The 16,886-nt window shown below is 58.0% G+C and carries 15 protein-coding genes; 6 read left to right on the plus strand and 9 right to left on the minus strand.

The features are described from left to right. Positions 1-50 precede the first annotated feature (50 nt). Together moeA and moeB are read left to right on the plus strand one after the other, a co-directional pair. A complete protein-coding gene (moeA, locus tag B2J69_RS02445) occupies positions 51-1,286 on the plus strand; it encodes a molybdopterin molybdotransferase MoeA (RefSeq protein WP_081135987.1) in 1,236 nt (411 codons plus the stop codon). Continuing rightward, positions 1,287-2,054 carry a molybdopterin-synthase adenylyltransferase MoeB gene (gene moeB, locus B2J69_RS02450; protein WP_081135989.1) on the plus strand — a complete coding sequence of 256 codons (768 nt, stop codon included), beginning with the start codon at positions 1,287-1,289 and terminating at the stop codon, positions 2,052-2,054. It abuts the gene before it with no gap. A 170-nt stretch (positions 2,055-2,224) separates the two neighbouring features. On the opposite strand, the gene B2J69_RS02455 is transcribed toward moeB, so the two are convergent. The 8 genes from B2J69_RS02455 to mntR form a co-directional block, all read right to left on the minus strand. Next, positions 2,225-3,817, minus strand: a complete 1,593-nt coding sequence (locus B2J69_RS02455) for an ABC-F family ATPase (RefSeq protein WP_081135991.1) — start codon at positions 3,815-3,817, stop codon at positions 2,225-2,227. Between the two features lie 175 nt (positions 3,818-3,992). Continuing rightward, positions 3,993-4,394: an H-NS family histone-like protein gene (locus B2J69_RS02460; RefSeq protein WP_081135993.1), complete on the minus strand. Its 402-nt coding sequence runs from the start codon at positions 4,392-4,394 to the stop codon at positions 3,993-3,995. A 429-nt stretch (positions 4,395-4,823) separates the two neighbouring features. After that, positions 4,824-6,308 carry a sugar porter family MFS transporter gene (locus B2J69_RS02465; RefSeq protein WP_081135995.1) on the minus strand — a complete coding sequence of 495 codons (1,485 nt, stop codon included), beginning with the start codon at positions 6,306-6,308 and terminating at the stop codon, positions 4,824-4,826. A 283-nt stretch (positions 6,309-6,591) separates the two neighbouring features. Beyond that, positions 6,592-8,124 carry an efflux transporter outer membrane subunit gene (locus tag B2J69_RS02470; RefSeq protein ID WP_081135996.1) on the minus strand — a complete coding sequence of 511 codons (1,533 nt, stop codon included), beginning with the start codon at positions 8,122-8,124 and terminating at the stop codon, positions 6,592-6,594. Position 8,125: 1 nt separating this feature from the next. Then, the gene (locus B2J69_RS02475) at positions 8,126-9,694 is read right to left on the minus strand and encodes a DHA2 family efflux MFS transporter permease subunit (protein WP_081135997.1); all 1,569 of its coding nucleotides are present in this window, start codon (positions 9,692-9,694) and stop codon (positions 8,126-8,128) included. Then, positions 9,691-10,833: an HlyD family secretion protein gene (locus B2J69_RS02480; protein WP_081135999.1), complete on the minus strand. Its 1,143-nt coding sequence runs from the start codon at positions 10,831-10,833 to the stop codon at positions 9,691-9,693. The genes B2J69_RS02475 and B2J69_RS02480 overlap by 4 nt, the downstream gene beginning before the upstream one ends. Before the next feature lie 146 nt (positions 10,834-10,979). After that, positions 10,980-12,089, minus strand: a complete 1,110-nt coding sequence (locus B2J69_RS02485; RefSeq protein ID WP_081136002.1) for an SLC13 family permease — start codon at positions 12,087-12,089, stop codon at positions 10,980-10,982. A 17-nt stretch (positions 12,090-12,106) separates the two neighbouring features. Then, positions 12,107-12,568, minus strand: a complete 462-nt coding sequence (gene mntR / locus B2J69_RS02490) for a manganese-binding transcriptional regulator MntR (RefSeq protein ID WP_081136005.1) — start codon at positions 12,566-12,568, stop codon at positions 12,107-12,109. 266 nt (positions 12,569-12,834) lie between these two features. Here mntR and B2J69_RS02495 point away from each other — a divergent pair, with 266 nt between their 5' ends. Then, complete coding sequence (locus tag B2J69_RS02495; RefSeq protein ID WP_081136367.1) at positions 12,835-13,029, plus strand: hypothetical protein; 195 nt, start codon at positions 12,835-12,837, stop codon at positions 13,027-13,029. A gap of 141 nt (positions 13,030-13,170) precedes the next feature. Here the strand turns inward: B2J69_RS02495 and ompX are convergent, their stop codons facing one another. Beyond that, positions 13,171-13,683, minus strand: coding sequence for an outer membrane protein OmpX (gene ompX, locus B2J69_RS02500; protein ID WP_081136008.1), 513 nt, complete (start codon positions 13,681-13,683; stop codon positions 13,171-13,173). A gap of 376 nt (positions 13,684-14,059) precedes the next feature. Between ompX and rhtA the strand changes: the two genes are divergently transcribed. From rhtA to glnH, 3 genes are all read left to right on the plus strand, one after another. Next, entirely contained in the window at positions 14,060-14,971 is a 912-nt protein-coding gene (gene rhtA, locus B2J69_RS02505; protein WP_081136011.1) for a threonine/homoserine exporter RhtA, read from the plus strand. A 328-nt stretch (positions 14,972-15,299) separates the two neighbouring features. Beyond that, entirely contained in the window at positions 15,300-15,803 is a 504-nt protein-coding gene (gene dps, locus B2J69_RS02510; protein WP_081136014.1) for a DNA starvation/stationary phase protection protein Dps, read from the plus strand. 323 nt (positions 15,804-16,126) lie between these two features. Then, positions 16,127-16,873, plus strand: coding sequence for a glutamine ABC transporter substrate-binding protein GlnH (gene glnH, locus B2J69_RS02515; RefSeq protein ID WP_048786446.1), 747 nt, complete (start codon positions 16,127-16,129; stop codon positions 16,871-16,873). Positions 16,874-16,886 lie beyond the last annotated feature (13 nt).

Here is a 16,886-nt window from a genome sequence, read left to right on the forward strand (position 1 = left end):
GATTAGCACCATAATAAGCAGCTACTCTCTTCACGCAGGTTGTTATTACCATGGAAAGCTTTACCGCAGGGCTCATCTCTCTGGAAGAAGCGCAGGCGAAAATGCTGGCGCAGCTTCAGCCTCTTCGCGATCGCCTTAGCGTGCCGCTGGCCGACGCCGCGGGCCGCATTACCGCATTGCCGGTCACCTCGCCCCTTGACGTGCCGCCGTTCGACAACTCCGCGATGGACGGCTATGCCGTGCGGCTGGCCGATCTTCACCCCGATCGCCCGCTCAGCGTCGCCGGCAAAGCCTTCGCCGGCGCCCCCTTCAGCGGCGACTGGCCGCCGGGCAGCGTGGTGCGCATTATGACCGGCGCGCCGGTGCCGGCCGGCTGCGAAGCGGTGGTGATGCAGGAGGAGACCCGCGAAGTCGACGGGGGCATTGTGATTAATGCGCCGGTGCAGGCGGGACAGAATATCCGCCTGATCGGCGAGGATATCCGCTGCGGCCAGCCGGTGCTGGCGGCGGGCGTACGCCTCGGCGCGGCGGAGCTGCCGCTGCTCGCTTCGCTCGGCATCGCTGAGGTCAGCGTGCTGCGCAAGCTGCGCGTAGCGGTGTTCTCCACCGGCGATGAGCTGCAGCCGGTGGGCCAGCCACTGGCGCCGGGCCAGATTTACGACACCAACCGCTTTGCCGTCTCGCTGATGCTGCACAAGCTCGGCTGTGAGGTTCTCGATTTAGGCATTATCAAAGATGATCCGCAGGCGCTGCGCCGCGCCTTTGAAGAGGCGGATCGTCAGGCCGATGTGGTGATCAGCACCGGCGGCGTGTCGGTGGGCGAAGCGGATTTCACCAAAACCATGCTGGATGAGCTGGGCGCGATCACCTTCTGGAAGCTGGCTATTAAGCCGGGCAAGCCATTCGCCTTTGGCCGTCTCGCCAGCAGCTGGTTCTGCGGGCTGCCGGGCAACCCGGTGTCGGCCGCCGTCACCTTCTATCAGCTGGTGCAGCCGCTGCTCGCCGCCCTGACCGGCCAGCACGCCTCGCCGCTGCCGCCGCGCCTGCGCGCGCGCGCCGCCTCGCGCCTGAAGAAATCCCCTGGCCGCCTCGACTTCCAGCGCGGCATCATGCGCCGCGGCGCGGACGGCGAGCTGGAGGTGAGCAGCACCGGGCATCAGGGTTCGCACGTCTTTAGCTCGTTCGCCGCCGCCAACTGCTTTATCGTGCTGGAGCGCGATCGCGGCGCGGTCGAGCCGGGCGAATGGGTGGAGATTGAGCCGTTTAACGCGCTGCTGGAGGGGTAAATGCTGCCGGAACTCAGTGATGAAGAGATGCTGCGCTACAACCGCCAGATCGTACTGCGCGGCTTTGACTTCGACGGTCAGGAAAGGCTGAAGGCGAGCCGCGCGCTGATTGTCGGCCTCGGCGGGCTGGGCTGCGCGGCGTCGCCCTACCTGGCGGCGGCGGGCGTCGGCGTGCTGACGCTGCTCGACTTCGATACCGTCGCCCTGTCGAATTTGCAGCGACAGATCCTGCATCACGACGCTGATATCGGCCGCGCCAAGGTCGACTCGGCGGCGCAGAGCCTGGCGGCAATAAATCCTCATGTGCAGATCGAAACGGTTAACGGCCTGCTGGACGATGCCGGACTTGAGGCGCTGATCGCCGGGCAGCAGGTGGTGCTCGACTGCACCGACAACGTGCAGATACGCGAACAGCTTAACCGGCTCTGTCGCGCGCGTGGCGTGCCGCTGGTTTCCGGCGCGGCGATCCGTATGGAGGGCCAGATTAGCGTGTTTAGCTGGCAGCCGGGCACGCCCTGCTATCGCTGCATCAGCCGCCTGTTTGGCGAGCAGACGCTAAGCTGCGTGGAGGCGGGAGTGATGGCGCCGCTGGTCGGGGTGATCGGCGCGATGCAGGCAATGGAGGCGATTAAAGTGCTGACGGCCTTCGGCACGCCCGCCACGTCGCGGCTGCTGATGTATGATGCGATGAGCGCGGAGTTCCGCAGCGTGAAGGTGGCGCAGGATGCGCACTGCGAAGTCTGTGGTTTACCGGCAGCCAGCAAATAAGCTTCAAAGCAGGCGGCATGGCCCGAAAAACAAAGCGTCCCGCGCCAGGGATGGCGCGGGCCGAGCGGCATGGATGCTTAAGCGACTTTGCGATCGGGCCATGCCACCTGCGTTCGCGCCTGAACTAACCGCCATGGGGTAACTCTCGCTACCCCACATAGCCTGTCGAATCAGTAAATACCCTGGCTGCGCAGATAGTCTTCGTAGTTGCCGGTGAAGTCCACCACGCGGTCCTCTTTGATCTCCAGCACGCGCGTCGCCAGCGAGCTGACGAACTCACGGTCGTGGGAAACGAAGATCAGCGTGCCTTCGTACATCTCCAGCGCCATGTTCAGCGACTCAATCGACTCCATATCCAGGTGGTTGGTCGGTTCATCCATGATGAGAATGTTCGGTTTCTGCATCATCAGCTTGCCGAACAGCATGCGTCCTTTTTCACCGCCCGACAGCACCTTCGCCGGTTTCTTGATGTCATCATGGCTAAACAGCAGACGCCCCAGAATGCTGCGCACCGCCTGCTCGTCGTCACCCTCTTGCTTCCACTGGCTCATCCAGTCGAAGACGCTGAGGTCGTCGGCGAAGTCGGCGGCGTGATCCTGCGCGTAATAACCGATGCGCGCATTTTCTGACCATTTAACGCTGCCGCTGTCGGGAGCCATTTCCCCTACCAGGGTTTTCAACAGGGTGGTTTTACCAATACCGTTGGCGCCAATGACCGCCAGCTTCTCGCCCACTTCCAGCAGCAGGTTAAGATTGTTAAACAGCGGGCCATTATCGAAACCTTTACGTAATGCTTCCACCTGCAGCGCATTACGGAACAGTTTCTTCTCTTGCTCAAAACGAATAAAGGGGTTTTGACGGCTGGAGGCTTTCACTTCGTCCAGCTTGATTTTATCAATTTGTTTTGCGCGCGAGGTCGCCTGACGCGATTTAGAGGCGTTGGCGCTAAAGCGGCTGACAAAAGACTGCAGTTCGGCAATCTGCGCTTTTTTCTTGGCGTTGTCCGCTAATAAGCGTTCGCGCGACTGGGTGGCCGCCGTCATATACTCGTCATAATTGCCGGGATAAACGCGTAATTCGCCGTAATCCAGATCCGCCATGTGCGTGCAGACCATATTCAAAAAGTGGCGGTCGTGCGAAATGATGATCATGGTGCTTTCACGCTCGTTCAGCACCTGCTCAAGCCAGCGAATGGTGTCAATATCCAGGTTGTTGGTCGGTTCGTCCAGCAACAAAATATCGGGATTGGAAAATAACGCCTGCGCCAGCAGCACGCGTAATTTCCAGCCCGGCGCAATTTCGCTCATCGGGCCATAATGCTGCTCAACCGGAATACCGACGCCCAGCAGTAACTCGCCTGCGCGCGACTCAGCGGTGTAACCATCCATTTCACCGTAGAGCACTTCGAGGTCCGCCACTTTATAGCCTTCCTCTTCGCTCATCTCCGGCAGCGCATATATGCGATCGCGCTCCTGCTTTACTTCCCACAATTCATGGTGACCCATGATGACGGTGTCCAGCACGCTATATTGTTCAAACGCAAACTGGTCCTGTCTTAACTTGCCGATGCGCTCATTGGGATCGTAAGAGACATTTCCGCCGGTGGGCGTCAGGTCGCCGCCGAGGATTTTCATAAAGGTGGATTTACCGCTGCCGTTTGCACCGATTAAACCGTAACGATTACCCCCGCCAAATTTTACGGAGATATTTTCGAACAGTGGCTTGCTGCCAAACTGCATGGTGATATTGCTGCTTACTAACACGGCATTAACCTTTATGGCTGAGTGGAGGAAAAAACGGCGGCCATTATGCCAGACATCGCCTTACGCATGCCAGCGCCAGGCGTGCGGGCAGAGGCAAACCGCTGGCGGCGGGGGAAAAATAAAAAAGCCGATGGCTGTGACGCCACCGGCTACCGCTTGCAAGGATGAGGGAAATTTAGCCGATCAGGAAATCGTCGAGGCTTTTGCCGGCGTCCAGCGCCTTTTTAATTGCCGCTGGAGTACGGCCCTGGCCGGTCCAGGATTTTTCTTCGCCGTTTTCGTCGGTGTAAGAATACTTGGCCGGACGCGGCGCGCGCTTGGCGCGTTTTTTACCGGTTTCCAGCGCGCCCAGTAATTCATTCGGATCAATTCCATCGGCCAGCAGCATTTCGCGATATTTAGAGAGCTTTTCTTCTTTTTCGCGGTTCTGCGCTTCTTCAGCTTCCACTTCTTCGCGGCGTTCTGTGACGACGACGGTTAATTTCTCCAGAATTTCTTCCAGATCGCTCAACGGCAGTTCGCGCGCCTGAGCACGCAATGTGCGAATGTTGTTCAGAACTTTAAATGCGTCACTCATTTTACAATGTCCTTGACTAAGGGGTTTAATAAAACTGTAGCGACAAGATTACCCAATTCAAATAAAAAAATAAATTAATTTTCGTCTACGGAAAATTCTGAAGCATAAGCGTTAATTTTCCCAGCAAAAAACCTGACGATCCTGGCTGCATTATTAACGATGAATTAACAGCAGTCGCCGCGATAAAAACGCGCAGCTGAAATCGTTTTCATTGCCTGCCGCCCAGGTTAATAGCGTGGCATGCGGGAAAAAAGTGGATATAAAACGCCTTTACGCTTTATGTTTTGCAAATAGTGCCTGATGGACGCTGCATGGCCTGGTTTGCGAAGAATCGCAGGCGCATGGCCTGAAAAAGGTGATGCAGCGCGAAAAATGGATAAAAAAAAGCCGGCGGTTAAGCCGGCTCAGGAGCGAATTGATAACTTTTTATTATGAAGTTTTATTTAACGGCCGTCCAAGTGCTTCGTGAGCAGGCGCCGCATCGCGAGAGAGCGTTTCATGCAGATAATGTTCAATCTGCTCGAGACTGCGGTTACGCGTTTCCGGTACGCATTTTATTACAAATATCGCGCCCGCAATGCCGACCAGCGCAAAGATAAAGAACGCGCCCGCCAGCCCGACGCTCGCCAGCAGCACCGGGAACATCAGCGAAATAAGAAAGTTGGCGATCCACATGGCAAACACCGCGCCGCCCATAAAAATGCCGCGCAGGCGCGTCGGGAATATTTCCGACAGCAGCAGCCAGGTGACCGGCGATAATGCCCCCTGCTGAAAGCTCAAAAACATCAGCATGCCAAGCAGCACCATATAGCTGCGCAGCATATCGGGTTCACCGTTAATAGTTTCCGGCATAAAAAAGGTGACGGCGCCAATAAAGACCAGACAGGCGGTGCAGCCGAACTGGCCCAGCATCGTCATGGTGCGGCGGCCGATTTTGCCCAGCAGCCAGATGCCGACAAAGGTCATCAGCACCGAGATGGCGCCGTTGGCGATGGTGGCGAACAGCGCGGCGCTGTCGTCCATGCCAACCGCCTTCAGCATAGTCGGCGCGTAATACATAATGGTATTGACGCCGGTCAGCTGCTGGATGACCGCAATGCCCATGCCGATAAAGAACAGCTTAAACAGCCAGGGCTTGCGCAGCTCGCGCAGGCGCGGCCGCTGCTGCTCCTCTTCCGCCAGCGTCTCTTCGATCTCCGTCAGTTCCCACTCCACATCCTGTCGGGCGCGGGTGCGCTCCAGCACCTTACGCGCCTCGGCCAGACGTCCTTTCATCGCATACCAGCGCGGCGTATCGGGCATAAACATCATGCCGAAGAAGAGCAGCACCGCTGGCAGCGTCGCCACGGCCAGCATCCAGCGCCAGGTGGTTTCGCCGCCCCACGCGGCGTTAAAACCGGCGTTGGAGATATAGGCCAGCATCTGGCCGGAGACGATCATCAGCTCCTGCAGCGTCACCAGCTGACCGCGCCGGTTGGCGGGCGCGATCTCCGCGATATAGACCGGCACGGTCGCCGCCGCGCCGCCGACCGCGACGCCGAGCACCAGACGGAAGAAAATCATCCACTCTACATCCGGCGCCATCGAGGTGCCCAGCGCGCCGATGGCAAAGATGATGGCGAGTACCAGAATAATTTTTTTCCGTCCGGCCGCCGCCGCGAAATGACCGGAGATAAGCGCGCCAAACGCGGCGCCAAACAGCAGGCTGCTGGTGACCAGTCCTGTGGTAAAAGGCGTCAGATTGAGTTCGGGGCCCATAAACAGCAGCGCACCTGAAATCACGCCGGTGTCGTAACCAAACAGCAGGCCGCCCAGGGTGGCGACCACGGCGATGACTTTGACGAAGGGCTCGGTGCGGGTGGTGCTGTTCGGCCCTGAGGCTTTATTCAGCGTAAGGTAGGGTTCTCTGGACATGTATTCTCCCGATGGTGTGCAGGTGTCCAGTGAAAATAGATTATTTCTATCGTGTAAACAAAATATGAAATATTAGTTTTGCGCGGTGAGTCATATGTTCCGCCTCATTTTGTATAACAGATCACAAATATCCCCTGCAACGCTTTACGTACAGAGATTATCTTCTCTCTCTTATCCGAAAGGAAATGAAAAAAGGAATGTTTATTTCATAGAAAGAAGCGGAAAAATAGCCGCGTCGAGCAAGCGGGCTGCGGCGCCTGCCGCAGCCGCTATTGCGGCAGACTCAGTTGGCCTGCGTCGCCGGGCCGAAGACGTCGAACTGCGGCAGCGTCACGTTCTGGTAGCTCTCCCAGCCGCCGCCCAGCGCTTTGTAGAGCGCCACCAGATCGAGCGCGCTCTGCATGCGCGCCTGGGTCGCCTGCTCCTGCGCCTGTGCCAGCTGACGCTGCGCGTCCAGCACGTCGATAAAGGTTGAGATGCCCTGGCGGTAGCTGTCGCTGGCCAGATCGAAAGCGCGCTGCAGCGAGCCGGTGGTTTCATCCAGCGCCGTGACGCGCGCCTGATCGGCGCGATAGCTTACCAGCGCGTTTTCAACATCCTGCAGCGCGGTCAGCACTGTCTGACGATAGTCGAGCGCCGCGCTGGCCTGCTGCGCGCGCGCCAGCTTCACGCTCGACACCAGCCGGCCGCCCTGAAAAACAGGGATCGACAGCGAGGGGCCGACGGAATAGAAGTGGCTGCTCCAGTTATCAAGGTAGCTGACGTCGGTATTGCGCACGCCAAGCTGTCCGGTGAGCGACAGGCTGGGGAAAAGCTGCGCCACTGAGACGCCGATATTCGCCGTCTGGGCATGCAGCGTCGCTTCCGCCTGGCGGATGTCGGGACGCCGCCGCGCCAGCGTGGCGGGAATGCCGACCGGCACCATCTGCGGCAACGCCGGCATCGGCTTCGTCGCATACAGCTCGTTATCCAGCGCGCCCGGCGTTTTGCCCAGCAACACCGCCAGACCGTTCATCGCCTGCCGCGCCTGCGACTGATACTGCGGCAGCTGCGCCTGCAGCGAACTGAGCTGCGCGCGCGCGTTTTCCACATCGGTCAGCGGTGCGAGGCCGTTGCGCTGCTGGCTCTGGGTCAGCTCCCAGCTTTGCTGCGCCACGGCAATCTGCTGCTCCAGCGTCGCGACCGTGGCCTGCGCGCCGCGCAGCTGCAGGTAGGCGCGCGCCACTTCCGCTTCCAGCGACACCAGCGCGTCATTGCGCTGCTCTACGGCCGCCTGGGTTTGCGCGTCTGCCAGCTCGACCTGACGGCGCACTTTGCCCCACAGATCCAGCTCCCAGCTGGCGTCAAAGCTGCCCTGATAAAGCGTGACCGGCTGCTCCAGGCTGCTGAGCTGGCTGGCGGTGTCGCTGTCGAGCTGGTCGGTGACGCCGTTCGCCTTGAGCAGCCCCTCCAGACCCAGCTGCTGGCGCGTGACTTTGGCGCTGCCGTTCAGGCTGGGAAACAGGCCGCCGCGCGCCTGCGCCAGCTCCTGACGCGCGCCCGCGATGCGCAACACCGCCTGCTGCAGCGTCAGATTGCCTTCAATAGCGCGATCGATCAGGCTGTTGAGCTGCGGATCGTTAAAGGTTTGCCACCAGCGCGCATTGACGGCGCCCGGCGCGGTTTTCGATGCCTGCTGCGCGTCCAGCTGATGATAGCCGCCGGGCAGCTGCGGTTTCGGCGCCTGATAATCGGGCCCGACGGCGCAGCCCGCCAGCCAGAGCGCCAGCGTCAGCAGGCTGAGCGGCCTCAGCGAACGAGTAGAGATAACCTTCATGTCAGTGTGCTCCTGCGCTGCCTTCGCTCTTAATCGGCGACAGCAGCCAACAAAATGGGATCAAGATCAGGGCGACGATGCTCAGGCCCGAAAAAACGTCGATATATGCCAGGATGCGCGACTGCGCCACCATCTCCTGATAGAGCTGGCCGGTCGCCAGCGTCGCGGGATCGCCCACCGCCGAGGTGAAGTCGCGGATCGCCTGCGCCCAGTGCTGCACGGTGATATTGAACGGCTCGTTGAGCGGCGACATGTTGTGCACCATATGCGCCGAGCGCACCTGCTCGCGCTCGGTGATCGCCGCTGTCGACAGCGAAATGCCGATAGAGCCCGCTACGTTGCGGAACATGGTAAACAGCGCCGACGCGTCGGCGTTAAGGCGCTGCGGGATGGTGACGAACGCGATGGTGGTCAGCGGCACGAACAGAAAGCCCAGCCCGATAGACTGCGCGCTGCGCATCAGCACCAGCGTTTTAAAATCCACATCCGGCGTCAGGGTCGAGGAGTAGAAAAACGCCAGCGCCAGGCAGCTGAAGCCAAAGGCGATGATGTAGCGCGTCTGTATGCGCGGCATCAGGTTGATCACCAGCGGAATGGTGAGCACAATCAGGATCGCGCCCGGCGACAGCACCAGCCCCGACCAGGTGGCGGTATAGCCGAGATCCTGCTGCGCCAGCTGCGGCAGAACCACCGAGCTGCCGTACAGGATCATCGCCATGCCCGCCATCAGCAGGCCAGACACCCAGAAGTTGCGGTCTTTCATTACCAGGATATCCACCACCGGCTTGCGTGCATACATTAGCCAGTAAATCGCCCCGACGATGCCGACCAGCGCCAGGGTGGCGAACAGCACGATAAAGTGCGAGGCGAACCAGTCTTCATCTTCGCCACGGTCGAGGAACACCTGCAGGCAGCCGAGGCCGAGGGTGATCAAACCAATGCCGATGTAGTCGATCTTCAGCCGCCCTTTCGCCCACTTGCGCTCCCACGGCGGATCCTCCAGCAGCTGGTAGATCGCCAGCACCGTCAGAATGCCCACCGGAATATTGATAAAGAAGACCCAGCGCCAGCTGTAGTTATCGGTGATCCAGCCGCCAAGCGTCGGGCCGATAACGGGCGCGACGATGATGGCGATCGAGGAGAGGCCGAATGCTTTGCCGCGATCCTCTGGCTTAAAGTAGTCAAGCAGCACCGACTGCTGCACCGGCTGCAGGCCGCCGCCGAAAAAACCCTGCAGCACGCGGAACAGGATGATTTGCCACAGCTCGGTGGCGATGCCGCACAGGAACGAGCAGATGGTAAACATCACGATGCAGATCAGGAAGAACTGCTTGCGGCCGAAGAGGCGGCTAAAGAAGGCGGAGATCGGCAGCACGATGCCGTTCGCCACCAGATAAGAGGTCAGCACCCAGGTGGATTCGTCGTAGCTGGATGAGAGCGAGCCGGCAATATGGGGCAGCGCCACGTTAACGATGGTGGTGTCCAGGATCTCCATAAACACCGCCAGCGTGACGGTCACCGCCACCAGCCAGGGATTGCTGGAGGGTTGCCAGCTCTGCGACTGGCTCATTCCACAGTCACCTTCGGTTCCACCGACAGGCCGAGCGGCAGCGGATGGTTGGGATCCAGCCCTTTATCAATGACGATCTTCACCGGCACGCGCTGCACGATCTTAACGTAGTTGCCGGTGGCGTTCTCCGACGGGAAGGTAGAGAAGCGCGAGCCGGAGCCCATCTGGATGCTGTCGACGTGCCCTTCCAGCTGCATATCGGGCCAGGCGTCGACGCTGATGGCCACTTTATCCCCTGGGTTCATACGCGCCAGCTGCGACTCTTTAAAGTTGGCGGTGATCCAGATATCGGGCGACACCAGCGAAAACAGCGAGCTGCCCGCCTGCACCAGGGTGCCGAGCTGGACGTTGCGTTTGGTGACGAAGCCGTCATAGGGCGCGCGCACCTGGGTATAAGAGAGGTTCAGTTCGGCGGTGTTGAGCTGCGCCTGCGCCTGCGCCACCTGCTGCTGCCGTGCCTCGACGTTGGTTTCCTGCTGGCGGATCTGCAGTGCCACCTGTGAGGCGACTTCCACCTGCGCTTTGGCGCTCTGCAATTGCGCCTGAGCCGAGCGCAGCTGCGCGGCGGCGGTATCAATATTGCGCTGGCTGGTGGCGCGCGGGTCGACGCCGCGCTGACGACGATAGTCCGCTTCCGCATTCAGCAGGTTAGCCTGGGCTTTCGCCTGGTCGGCCAGCGCCTGGTCGCGCTGCGCCGGGTACTGCACCTTCGACAGCGCCAGCTGCGCCTGTGCCTGATGCAGCTGCGCCTGCGCCAGCCCGAGCTGCGCTTTCGCCTGATCGCGCTGGGCCAGGGTATCACTTGGATCGATTTCTACCAGCAGATCGCCCTTTTTCACCCGCTGGTTATCGTTGACCAGCAGCTTTACCACGTAGCCAGAGGCTTTCGGGGCAATAGTGACCGCGTCACCTTCGGTAAAGGCGTCGTCGGTGGTCTCCTGATTACGGGTGGTGAACCAGAACCAGAAACCGACAATCAGCATGATCACCACGACAATCGCGAGGATAATCAGCGGTTTTTTGCCGGGCCTTTTGCGTTCTGGCTCATCGTTATTGTTTTGTTCAGACTGGTCATTAGAAGGCTGCTGCGCGTTCTCTGCATCATCCTGATGGGATCCGCGTTTCTCATTCTCGCTCATAGTCAGTTCCGCATGGCTAACGCCCTAATTCCCGGGCATAAAAGGTCAGATCAACAGTAGATAAAAAACTGACATTTTCCAGCGTTTCTTGACCTTTCCCGACAAAAGAGGCACAACCTGCAACATTTTTTTAAGCGCAGCGCAAGTCAGGACAGCAGGCGCAGCAGCAGCCAGCCGCAGAGCATCGACCAGGCGAGCATCGGCAGCGAGAAGAGATGAAACTGCCACCAGACGCGGCGATCCTGCGCCATGCGCAGCGCAATCAGGTTGGCAAGGGAACCCGGCAGCAGCCCGAAACCGCCAATGTTAACCGCCCAGGCGAAAAGCTCGGACGGCGGGATTTTCTGCAGCAGCAGGATGGTGGCGGGCACGTTGCTGATCACCTGCGACAGCCCGATAGCCAGCAGATAAATGGCGCCGTCGCCCAGATGCGCCACCGCATCGAAGTGACGCTGTACCAGCGGCAGATGCGTCAGCAGATAGACGTCGATAAACATAGCGATAAAAACCGCCAGCAGGCTCCAGTCGATGGTGGTCAGCACCCTGCGCGCCATCAGCAGGTAACAGCCGATAATCAGCAGCAGCGCCCAGCCGGTCATCTGCCACTCCAGCGCGGCGACAAACACCAGGTAGAGCAGCACGCTAAGGGCGAACAGCGGCTTCTGCCACTGGCGCGCGTCGTCGTTGCCATGCTTCTCAATGGCGCGCGGCTTAAAGCTGAACCACGTCAGCGCCAGCAGCGTCAACAACAGCCAGATCGCCAGCGGGGCCATCTGCGCGATAAACCCCGCCACGCTGAGTTTGCCGTGACTCCACAGCAGGATGTTTTGCGGATTGCCGACCGGGGTCAGCAGCGAGCCGGCGTTAACCGCCAGCGCCTCAAAGATGATCAATCGGGATAGCGGCAGGCGTGAAAACTTACGCAGCGTCAGGGTGAGTGGCACCAGGATAAACAGCGCCACGTCGTTGGTGAGAAAGGTCGACAGCAGCGCCGCGGCCAGCACCATAAACAGCGCCAGCGCGCGCTCGTGGCGGAAGCGGCCGATTAGCCGCGCGCCCAGTACGTCAAAATAGCCGCTGGTTTCCAGCCCTTTGGTCAGCAGCAGCAGGCCCGTCAGGGTAACGATGGTGTGCCAGTCCACCGCGCGAGGCAGATCCGGCCAACGGAAGTCCGCCAGCAGCAGCAGCAGCGCGCCGAGCGCCAGCAGCAGATGCAGAAGACGATCGTGCAAAAAAGAGCGCAGCAGGGTCGACATGGTGCACCATCCAGAGGTTAACTGCGGCTTTCGTAGAATTTCTGAAATACGGCCAGGGTTTCATCACTAACGTGATGCTCGATGCCTTCAGAATCGCGACGCGCGGTTTCCGGGCTGATGCCGAGCGCGAGCAGAAAGGTTTCGACAATATGATGGCGGGCGCGGCTTTCCGCCGCCAGCTTCTCCCCTTCCGCGGTTAAAAACACGCCGCGATAGGGAACCTGCTCAACCAGCCCGCCGCTGCTGAGGCGCTTCAGCATTTTCGCCACGGTAGGCTGCGAAACGCCCAGGCGCGCCGCCATATCCACCTGGCGCGCTTCGCCGAATTCACCGATTAAATCTGAGATCAACTCAACGTAGTCATCGATCAGTTCGCGGCGATGCGCTTCGCGAACCTGTCGAAATCCTTCGACATGCTCTTCGATATCTTTCAGGGGTCCTTGCGGCGCGGACACCCCAGTTTTGGCACGACGACTCATTCAGCTTCCTCTTTATTATTCTCCGTACCCGCGCAGCGAGACGGATTTGCTGCGCTCATTGTAAACCAGGCACAAAGAAGCTCAAATTTTTCGTAAATAGCATTGGCTACAGGGTATAGCCAGTGCTATATTTGTTGATATTGTAGGCAAACGCGCTGGCAATGGAGAAACGATCGTGCAGGATCCTTATCTGTTATTACTGCTGTTTCTTCTGTATGTCGCCGGGCTCTGCCTGCTATTACGACGTTACTGATTGGGAGGTCGATATGAGCACCCTGAAATGCTGCCTTGAGTGCGGCAAATGCTTCCAGACTGAAACACCGGCTTCATCCGCATCGCTGAAGTCATGGCTTTGCCTGCTGAGCCGCTCCCCGTTTTCCCTGCGCCTGATGCTGGTTGAAAAACTGCTTGGCAGCAAACGCGCCAACCGCAACTGCCCTAATCTTATCTGGCGCGGTTAACGCGCTCGCGCTTCTTAACAGCCCTCCTCTCCGGTCAGGGCTGTTTTGCTATGCGCCTTTTTTAGCAGCTGCTGTCGCGCAAAAAGCATAAAAAAAACGGCCGCGAAGGGCCGTTTTTTTGTAACTGGTCTAAGCAAGAACTTAGAAGCTGTAACCTACGCCAGCAATCCAGGTACCTACGTCGACGTTACGGATACGGCTCTGCTCGTAACCCACGTCGATAGCAAACTGCTCGTACGGGTTGAACTGCAGACCGGCACCGTAGGAGAAGCCCACGTCGCTGGAGTCAGATTTGTCACGGACAACCGTGTCATTCTGCTGGAATTTGCCGTAGCCGATACCTACTACGCCGTAGATGCTCGCCCAGTCGTTCAGACGGTAAGCCGGACCTGCGGTGAAGCCGTAGTACTGGCCTTTGTTGTACACGCCAGAATCAGTGCGATCTTTTTCGGTGTAGGTGAAAGAACCGATCCAACCCAGTGGGTTAGAGCCGTCTTCGTAACGGTATTTCAGGTTGAAACCGTTCGCTTTGTTAGCCACGCCCTGATAGTCGGACTGAGCGTAACCGCCGGTGACTGTGCTCTGCGCCATTGCGGAACCCGCAGAAACTGCCAGAACACAAGCCAGTGCTGAAAGACATGCAATTTTTTTCATAACCACCTCAAATGTGATAATACTTCTCTCCTGACAACGCTAAAAATATAACAAAACTCAGCAAGAAACTCTGCCCGCAAATTATTGTCTAACAGAATGTTTGGTGTAACAGAAAGTTAATGAAGTTTCCTATGTTATTCATTTTACTTATATTTTGCGTCATTAAACTGCAATGAATTTCCCGCAATAAAAATTGTCGTTTAAGTAAAATCCTAAAAAAACCTGACGTTTCTTTACGTAAATGGCCCTGAAATGGGTTAAATTTCACGCAGTCGCCAACGGATTTTGCTGAATGTCTTCTCTGTTTTTCCCTTCGCTTCCATTAAACTGGCACCCTTTGTTACCTCTGTGTTGACTATCAGGACGCGTGTACAGGATGTCTCTTTCTCTCTCCGATAAAAACGCAGCCCCGGCTCTGTCGGTCGCTGTACTACTGATCGCCATGCTGTCGCTGCAGGGCGGCGCGTCGCTGGCGAAATCGCTGTTCCCCGCCGTGGGCGCCACCGGCATTACCGCGCTGCGCCTCGGCCTCGGCACGCTGATGCTGTGCGCGATCTTCAAACCCTGGCGGCTGCGCTTCACGCGCGAGCAGCGCCTGCCCCTGCTGATCTACGGCCTGGCGCTGGGCTGCATGAACTTTCTGTTTTATCTGTCGCTGCGTACCGTGCCGCTGGGCGTGGCGGTGGCGCTGGAGTTCACCGGTCCCCTGACGCTGGCGCTGCTGGGCACGCGCCGCCTGCTGGACCTGATCTGGGTGGTGCTGGCGGTGGCCGGCCTGTGGTTCCTGCTACCGTTCGGCGACAGTATGAAGACGATCGATCCGCTGGGCGCGGCACTGGCGGTCGGCGCGGGCGCCTGCTGGGTGCTCTATATTCTGGCGGGTCCGCGTGCGGGCGCGGAGCACGGCCCGGCGACGGTGGCGATGGGGTCGCTGATCGCCTCGGTGATCTTTGTGCCGCTGGGACTGACCTTCGCCGAGCCGGGCATCTGGCACTGGAGCGTGATCCCTGTGGCGCTGCTGGTCGCCCTGCTCTCCAGCGCCATTCCCTACGCGCTGGAGATGGTAGCGCTGACCCGTTTGCCGGCGCGCATTTTCGGCACCCTGATGAGCCTTGAACCCGCAGTGGCCGCGCTGTCGGGCATTCTGTTCCTGGGGGAAACGCTGTCGCTGAAGCAGTGCGCAGGCCTGCTGGCAATCATCCTGGCGTCCGCTGGCGCGACGCTGACGCTAAAGCCCAAAAATAATCAGCTGAAAGAAGTAAAAATAAACACGCCACCGCCGCAATAAGCTATTCCGTCGGCTTCTGTCGCCGGCGGATAATATTCGCCGGCTCCCGCTGGCTTTATTTTAACCAGCAATACACATTAATATTATTATTCTGAAACATACTGTTGAACTTTACCGCATCTTCAGATTTAACTAATTGTTAATTCGCTTCTTTATTTCACGGCCCTGCTGTTGCCGCTAATGCGCTGCCCATATTTACGCTTAAGCCTTATCCGTAAATGCTATCTATTTCAGCCATCGATAAGCTCAATACTGCAAACACGCCAGCTGCTGCTATACTTATTCCCGTGCTTGATTAGGACAACCCATCAAAGAGAGGATTCATACGATGAGTACCGCAAAACTGGTTAAAACGAACGCTTCCGATCTGCTTTACACCCGTAACGATGTGGCTGACGACGAGAAAAAAGCCACCATTGAGGTGCTCAACCGTCTGGTGGTGGAATTTATCGATCTGTCGCTGATTACCAAGCAGGCGCACTGGAACATGCGCGGCGCGAATTTTATCGGCGTACATGAAATGCTGGACGGTTTCCGCACTACCATTACCGATCATCAGGACACCATCGCTGAACGTGTCGTACAGCTGGGCGGCGTAGCGCTGGGCACCACCCAGGTCGTTAACGACCGTACGCCGCTGCAGAGCTACCCGCTTAACATTCACAGCGTGCAGGATCACCTGAAGGCGCTGGCCGATCGTTACGCAATTGTCGCCAACGACACGCGTAAAGCGATCTCCGAAGTGAAAGATGAAGACACCGCTGACATCTTTACCGCAGCGTCACGCGATTTAGACAAATTCCTGTGGTTCATTGAATCCAACATCGAATAAAACTGAAAAGCGTTATCAGGCGGGGAGACCCGCCTTTTTTCTCTCTGCATCACAGAAAAATTACCATTCTTTGACCTCTATAACACTTCTGCACTCCCCTTCTTCCCACCCTTATTGCCGCATGCAAAGGTGCGATTGCACCAAAAACTCACTACGCACCATTATGGTGCCCATTTTTGGTGCAAAAGGTTTTGCCAGTGCAAAATCGTGTCAGCTTTGCGGTTTAAGCTGTTGATTCTGGCTGAATTGAAAAGTTGGCATAGTTTTTTCATATGGTAAGCTGAAAACACCGCTTTCGGGCCGGGCAGTAATAAGGAAAAATGATGAAGTCACTGTTTAAAGTCTCTGTGGCCGCGCTGGCGCTGGCCTTCTCTCTCTCTTCTACCGCAGCAGAAAAAAAACTGATCGTCGCCACCGACACCGCTTTCGTGCCGTTTGAATTCAAGCAGGGCGATAAGTATGTAGGTTTTGACGTTGACCTTTGGGACGCCGTCGCCAAAGAGCTGAAGCTGGACTATACCCTGAAGCCGATGGACTTCAGCGGCATTATTCCCGCACTGCAAACGCGCAATATCGACCTGGCGCTGGCGGGCATCACCATTACCGACGAACGTAAAAAAGCGATCGAGTTCTCTGACGGCTACTACAAAAGCGGCCTGCTGGTGATGGTGCGCAACAACGAAAACGACATCAAAGGCATCGACGATCTGAACGGCAAAGTGGTGGCGGTGAAGAGCGGCACCGGCTCGGTCGATTACGCGAAGGCACATATTAAAACCAAAGACCTGCGTCAGTTCCCGAATATCGACAACGCCTATATGGAACTGGGTACCAACCGCGCTGACGCGGTGCTGCACGATACGCCGAATATTCTGTACTTCATTAACACCGCCGGCAAAGGCCGCTTCAAAGCGGTAGGCGACTCTATCGAAGCGCAGCAGTATGGCGTTGCGTTCCCGAAAGGCAGCGACGAGCTGCGTGAAAAAGTAAACGGCGCGCTGAAAACCCTGAAAGAGAACGGCACCTATAACCAGATCTACAAAAAATGGTTTGGCAGCGAACCTAAATAAGAAAGTCTTGACG

Source organism: Pantoea latae (genome assembly GCF_002077695.1).
Taxonomy (GTDB): domain Bacteria; phylum Pseudomonadota; class Gammaproteobacteria; order Enterobacterales; family Enterobacteriaceae; genus Pantoea; species Pantoea latae.

What these genes read in the sequence shown, in the direction of transcription:
- moeA (WP_081135987.1), top strand. Translation starts at nt 51, where the DNA reads ATGGAAAGCTTTACCGCAGGGCTCATCTCTCTGGAAGAAGCGCAGGCG.
- moeB (WP_081135989.1), top strand. Translation starts at nt 1,287, where the DNA reads ATGCTGCCGGAACTCAGTGATGAAGAGATGCTGCGCTACAACCGCCAG.
- B2J69_RS02460 (WP_081135993.1), bottom strand. Translation starts at nt 4,394, where the DNA reads ATGAGTGACGCATTTAAAGTTCTGAACAACATTCGCACATTGCGTGCT.
- B2J69_RS02465 (WP_081135995.1), bottom strand. Translation starts at nt 6,308, where the DNA reads ATGTCCAGAGAACCCTACCTTACGCTGAATAAAGCCTCAGGGCCGAAC.
- B2J69_RS02470 (WP_081135996.1), bottom strand. Translation starts at nt 8,124, where the DNA reads ATGAAGGTTATCTCTACTCGTTCGCTGAGGCCGCTCAGCCTGCTGACG.
- B2J69_RS02475 (WP_081135997.1), bottom strand. Translation starts at nt 9,694, where the DNA reads ATGAGCCAGTCGCAGAGCTGGCAACCCTCCAGCAATCCCTGGCTGGTG.
- B2J69_RS02480 (WP_081135999.1), bottom strand. Translation starts at nt 10,833, where the DNA reads ATGAGCGAGAATGAGAAACGCGGATCCCATCAGGATGATGCAGAGAAC.
- B2J69_RS02485 (WP_081136002.1), bottom strand. Translation starts at nt 12,089, where the DNA reads ATGTCGACCCTGCTGCGCTCTTTTTTGCACGATCGTCTTCTGCATCTG.
- mntR (WP_081136005.1), bottom strand. Translation starts at nt 12,568, where the DNA reads ATGAGTCGTCGTGCCAAAACTGGGGTGTCCGCGCCGCAAGGACCCCTG.
- B2J69_RS02495 (WP_081136367.1), top strand. Translation starts at nt 12,835, where the DNA reads ATGAGCACCCTGAAATGCTGCCTTGAGTGCGGCAAATGCTTCCAGACT.
- ompX (WP_081136008.1), bottom strand. Translation starts at nt 13,683, where the DNA reads ATGAAAAAAATTGCATGTCTTTCAGCACTGGCTTGTGTTCTGGCAGTT.
- rhtA (WP_081136011.1), top strand. Translation starts at nt 14,060, where the DNA reads ATGTCTCTTTCTCTCTCCGATAAAAACGCAGCCCCGGCTCTGTCGGTC.
- dps (WP_081136014.1), top strand. Translation starts at nt 15,300, where the DNA reads ATGAGTACCGCAAAACTGGTTAAAACGAACGCTTCCGATCTGCTTTAC.
- glnH (WP_048786446.1), top strand. Translation starts at nt 16,127, where the DNA reads ATGAAGTCACTGTTTAAAGTCTCTGTGGCCGCGCTGGCGCTGGCCTTC.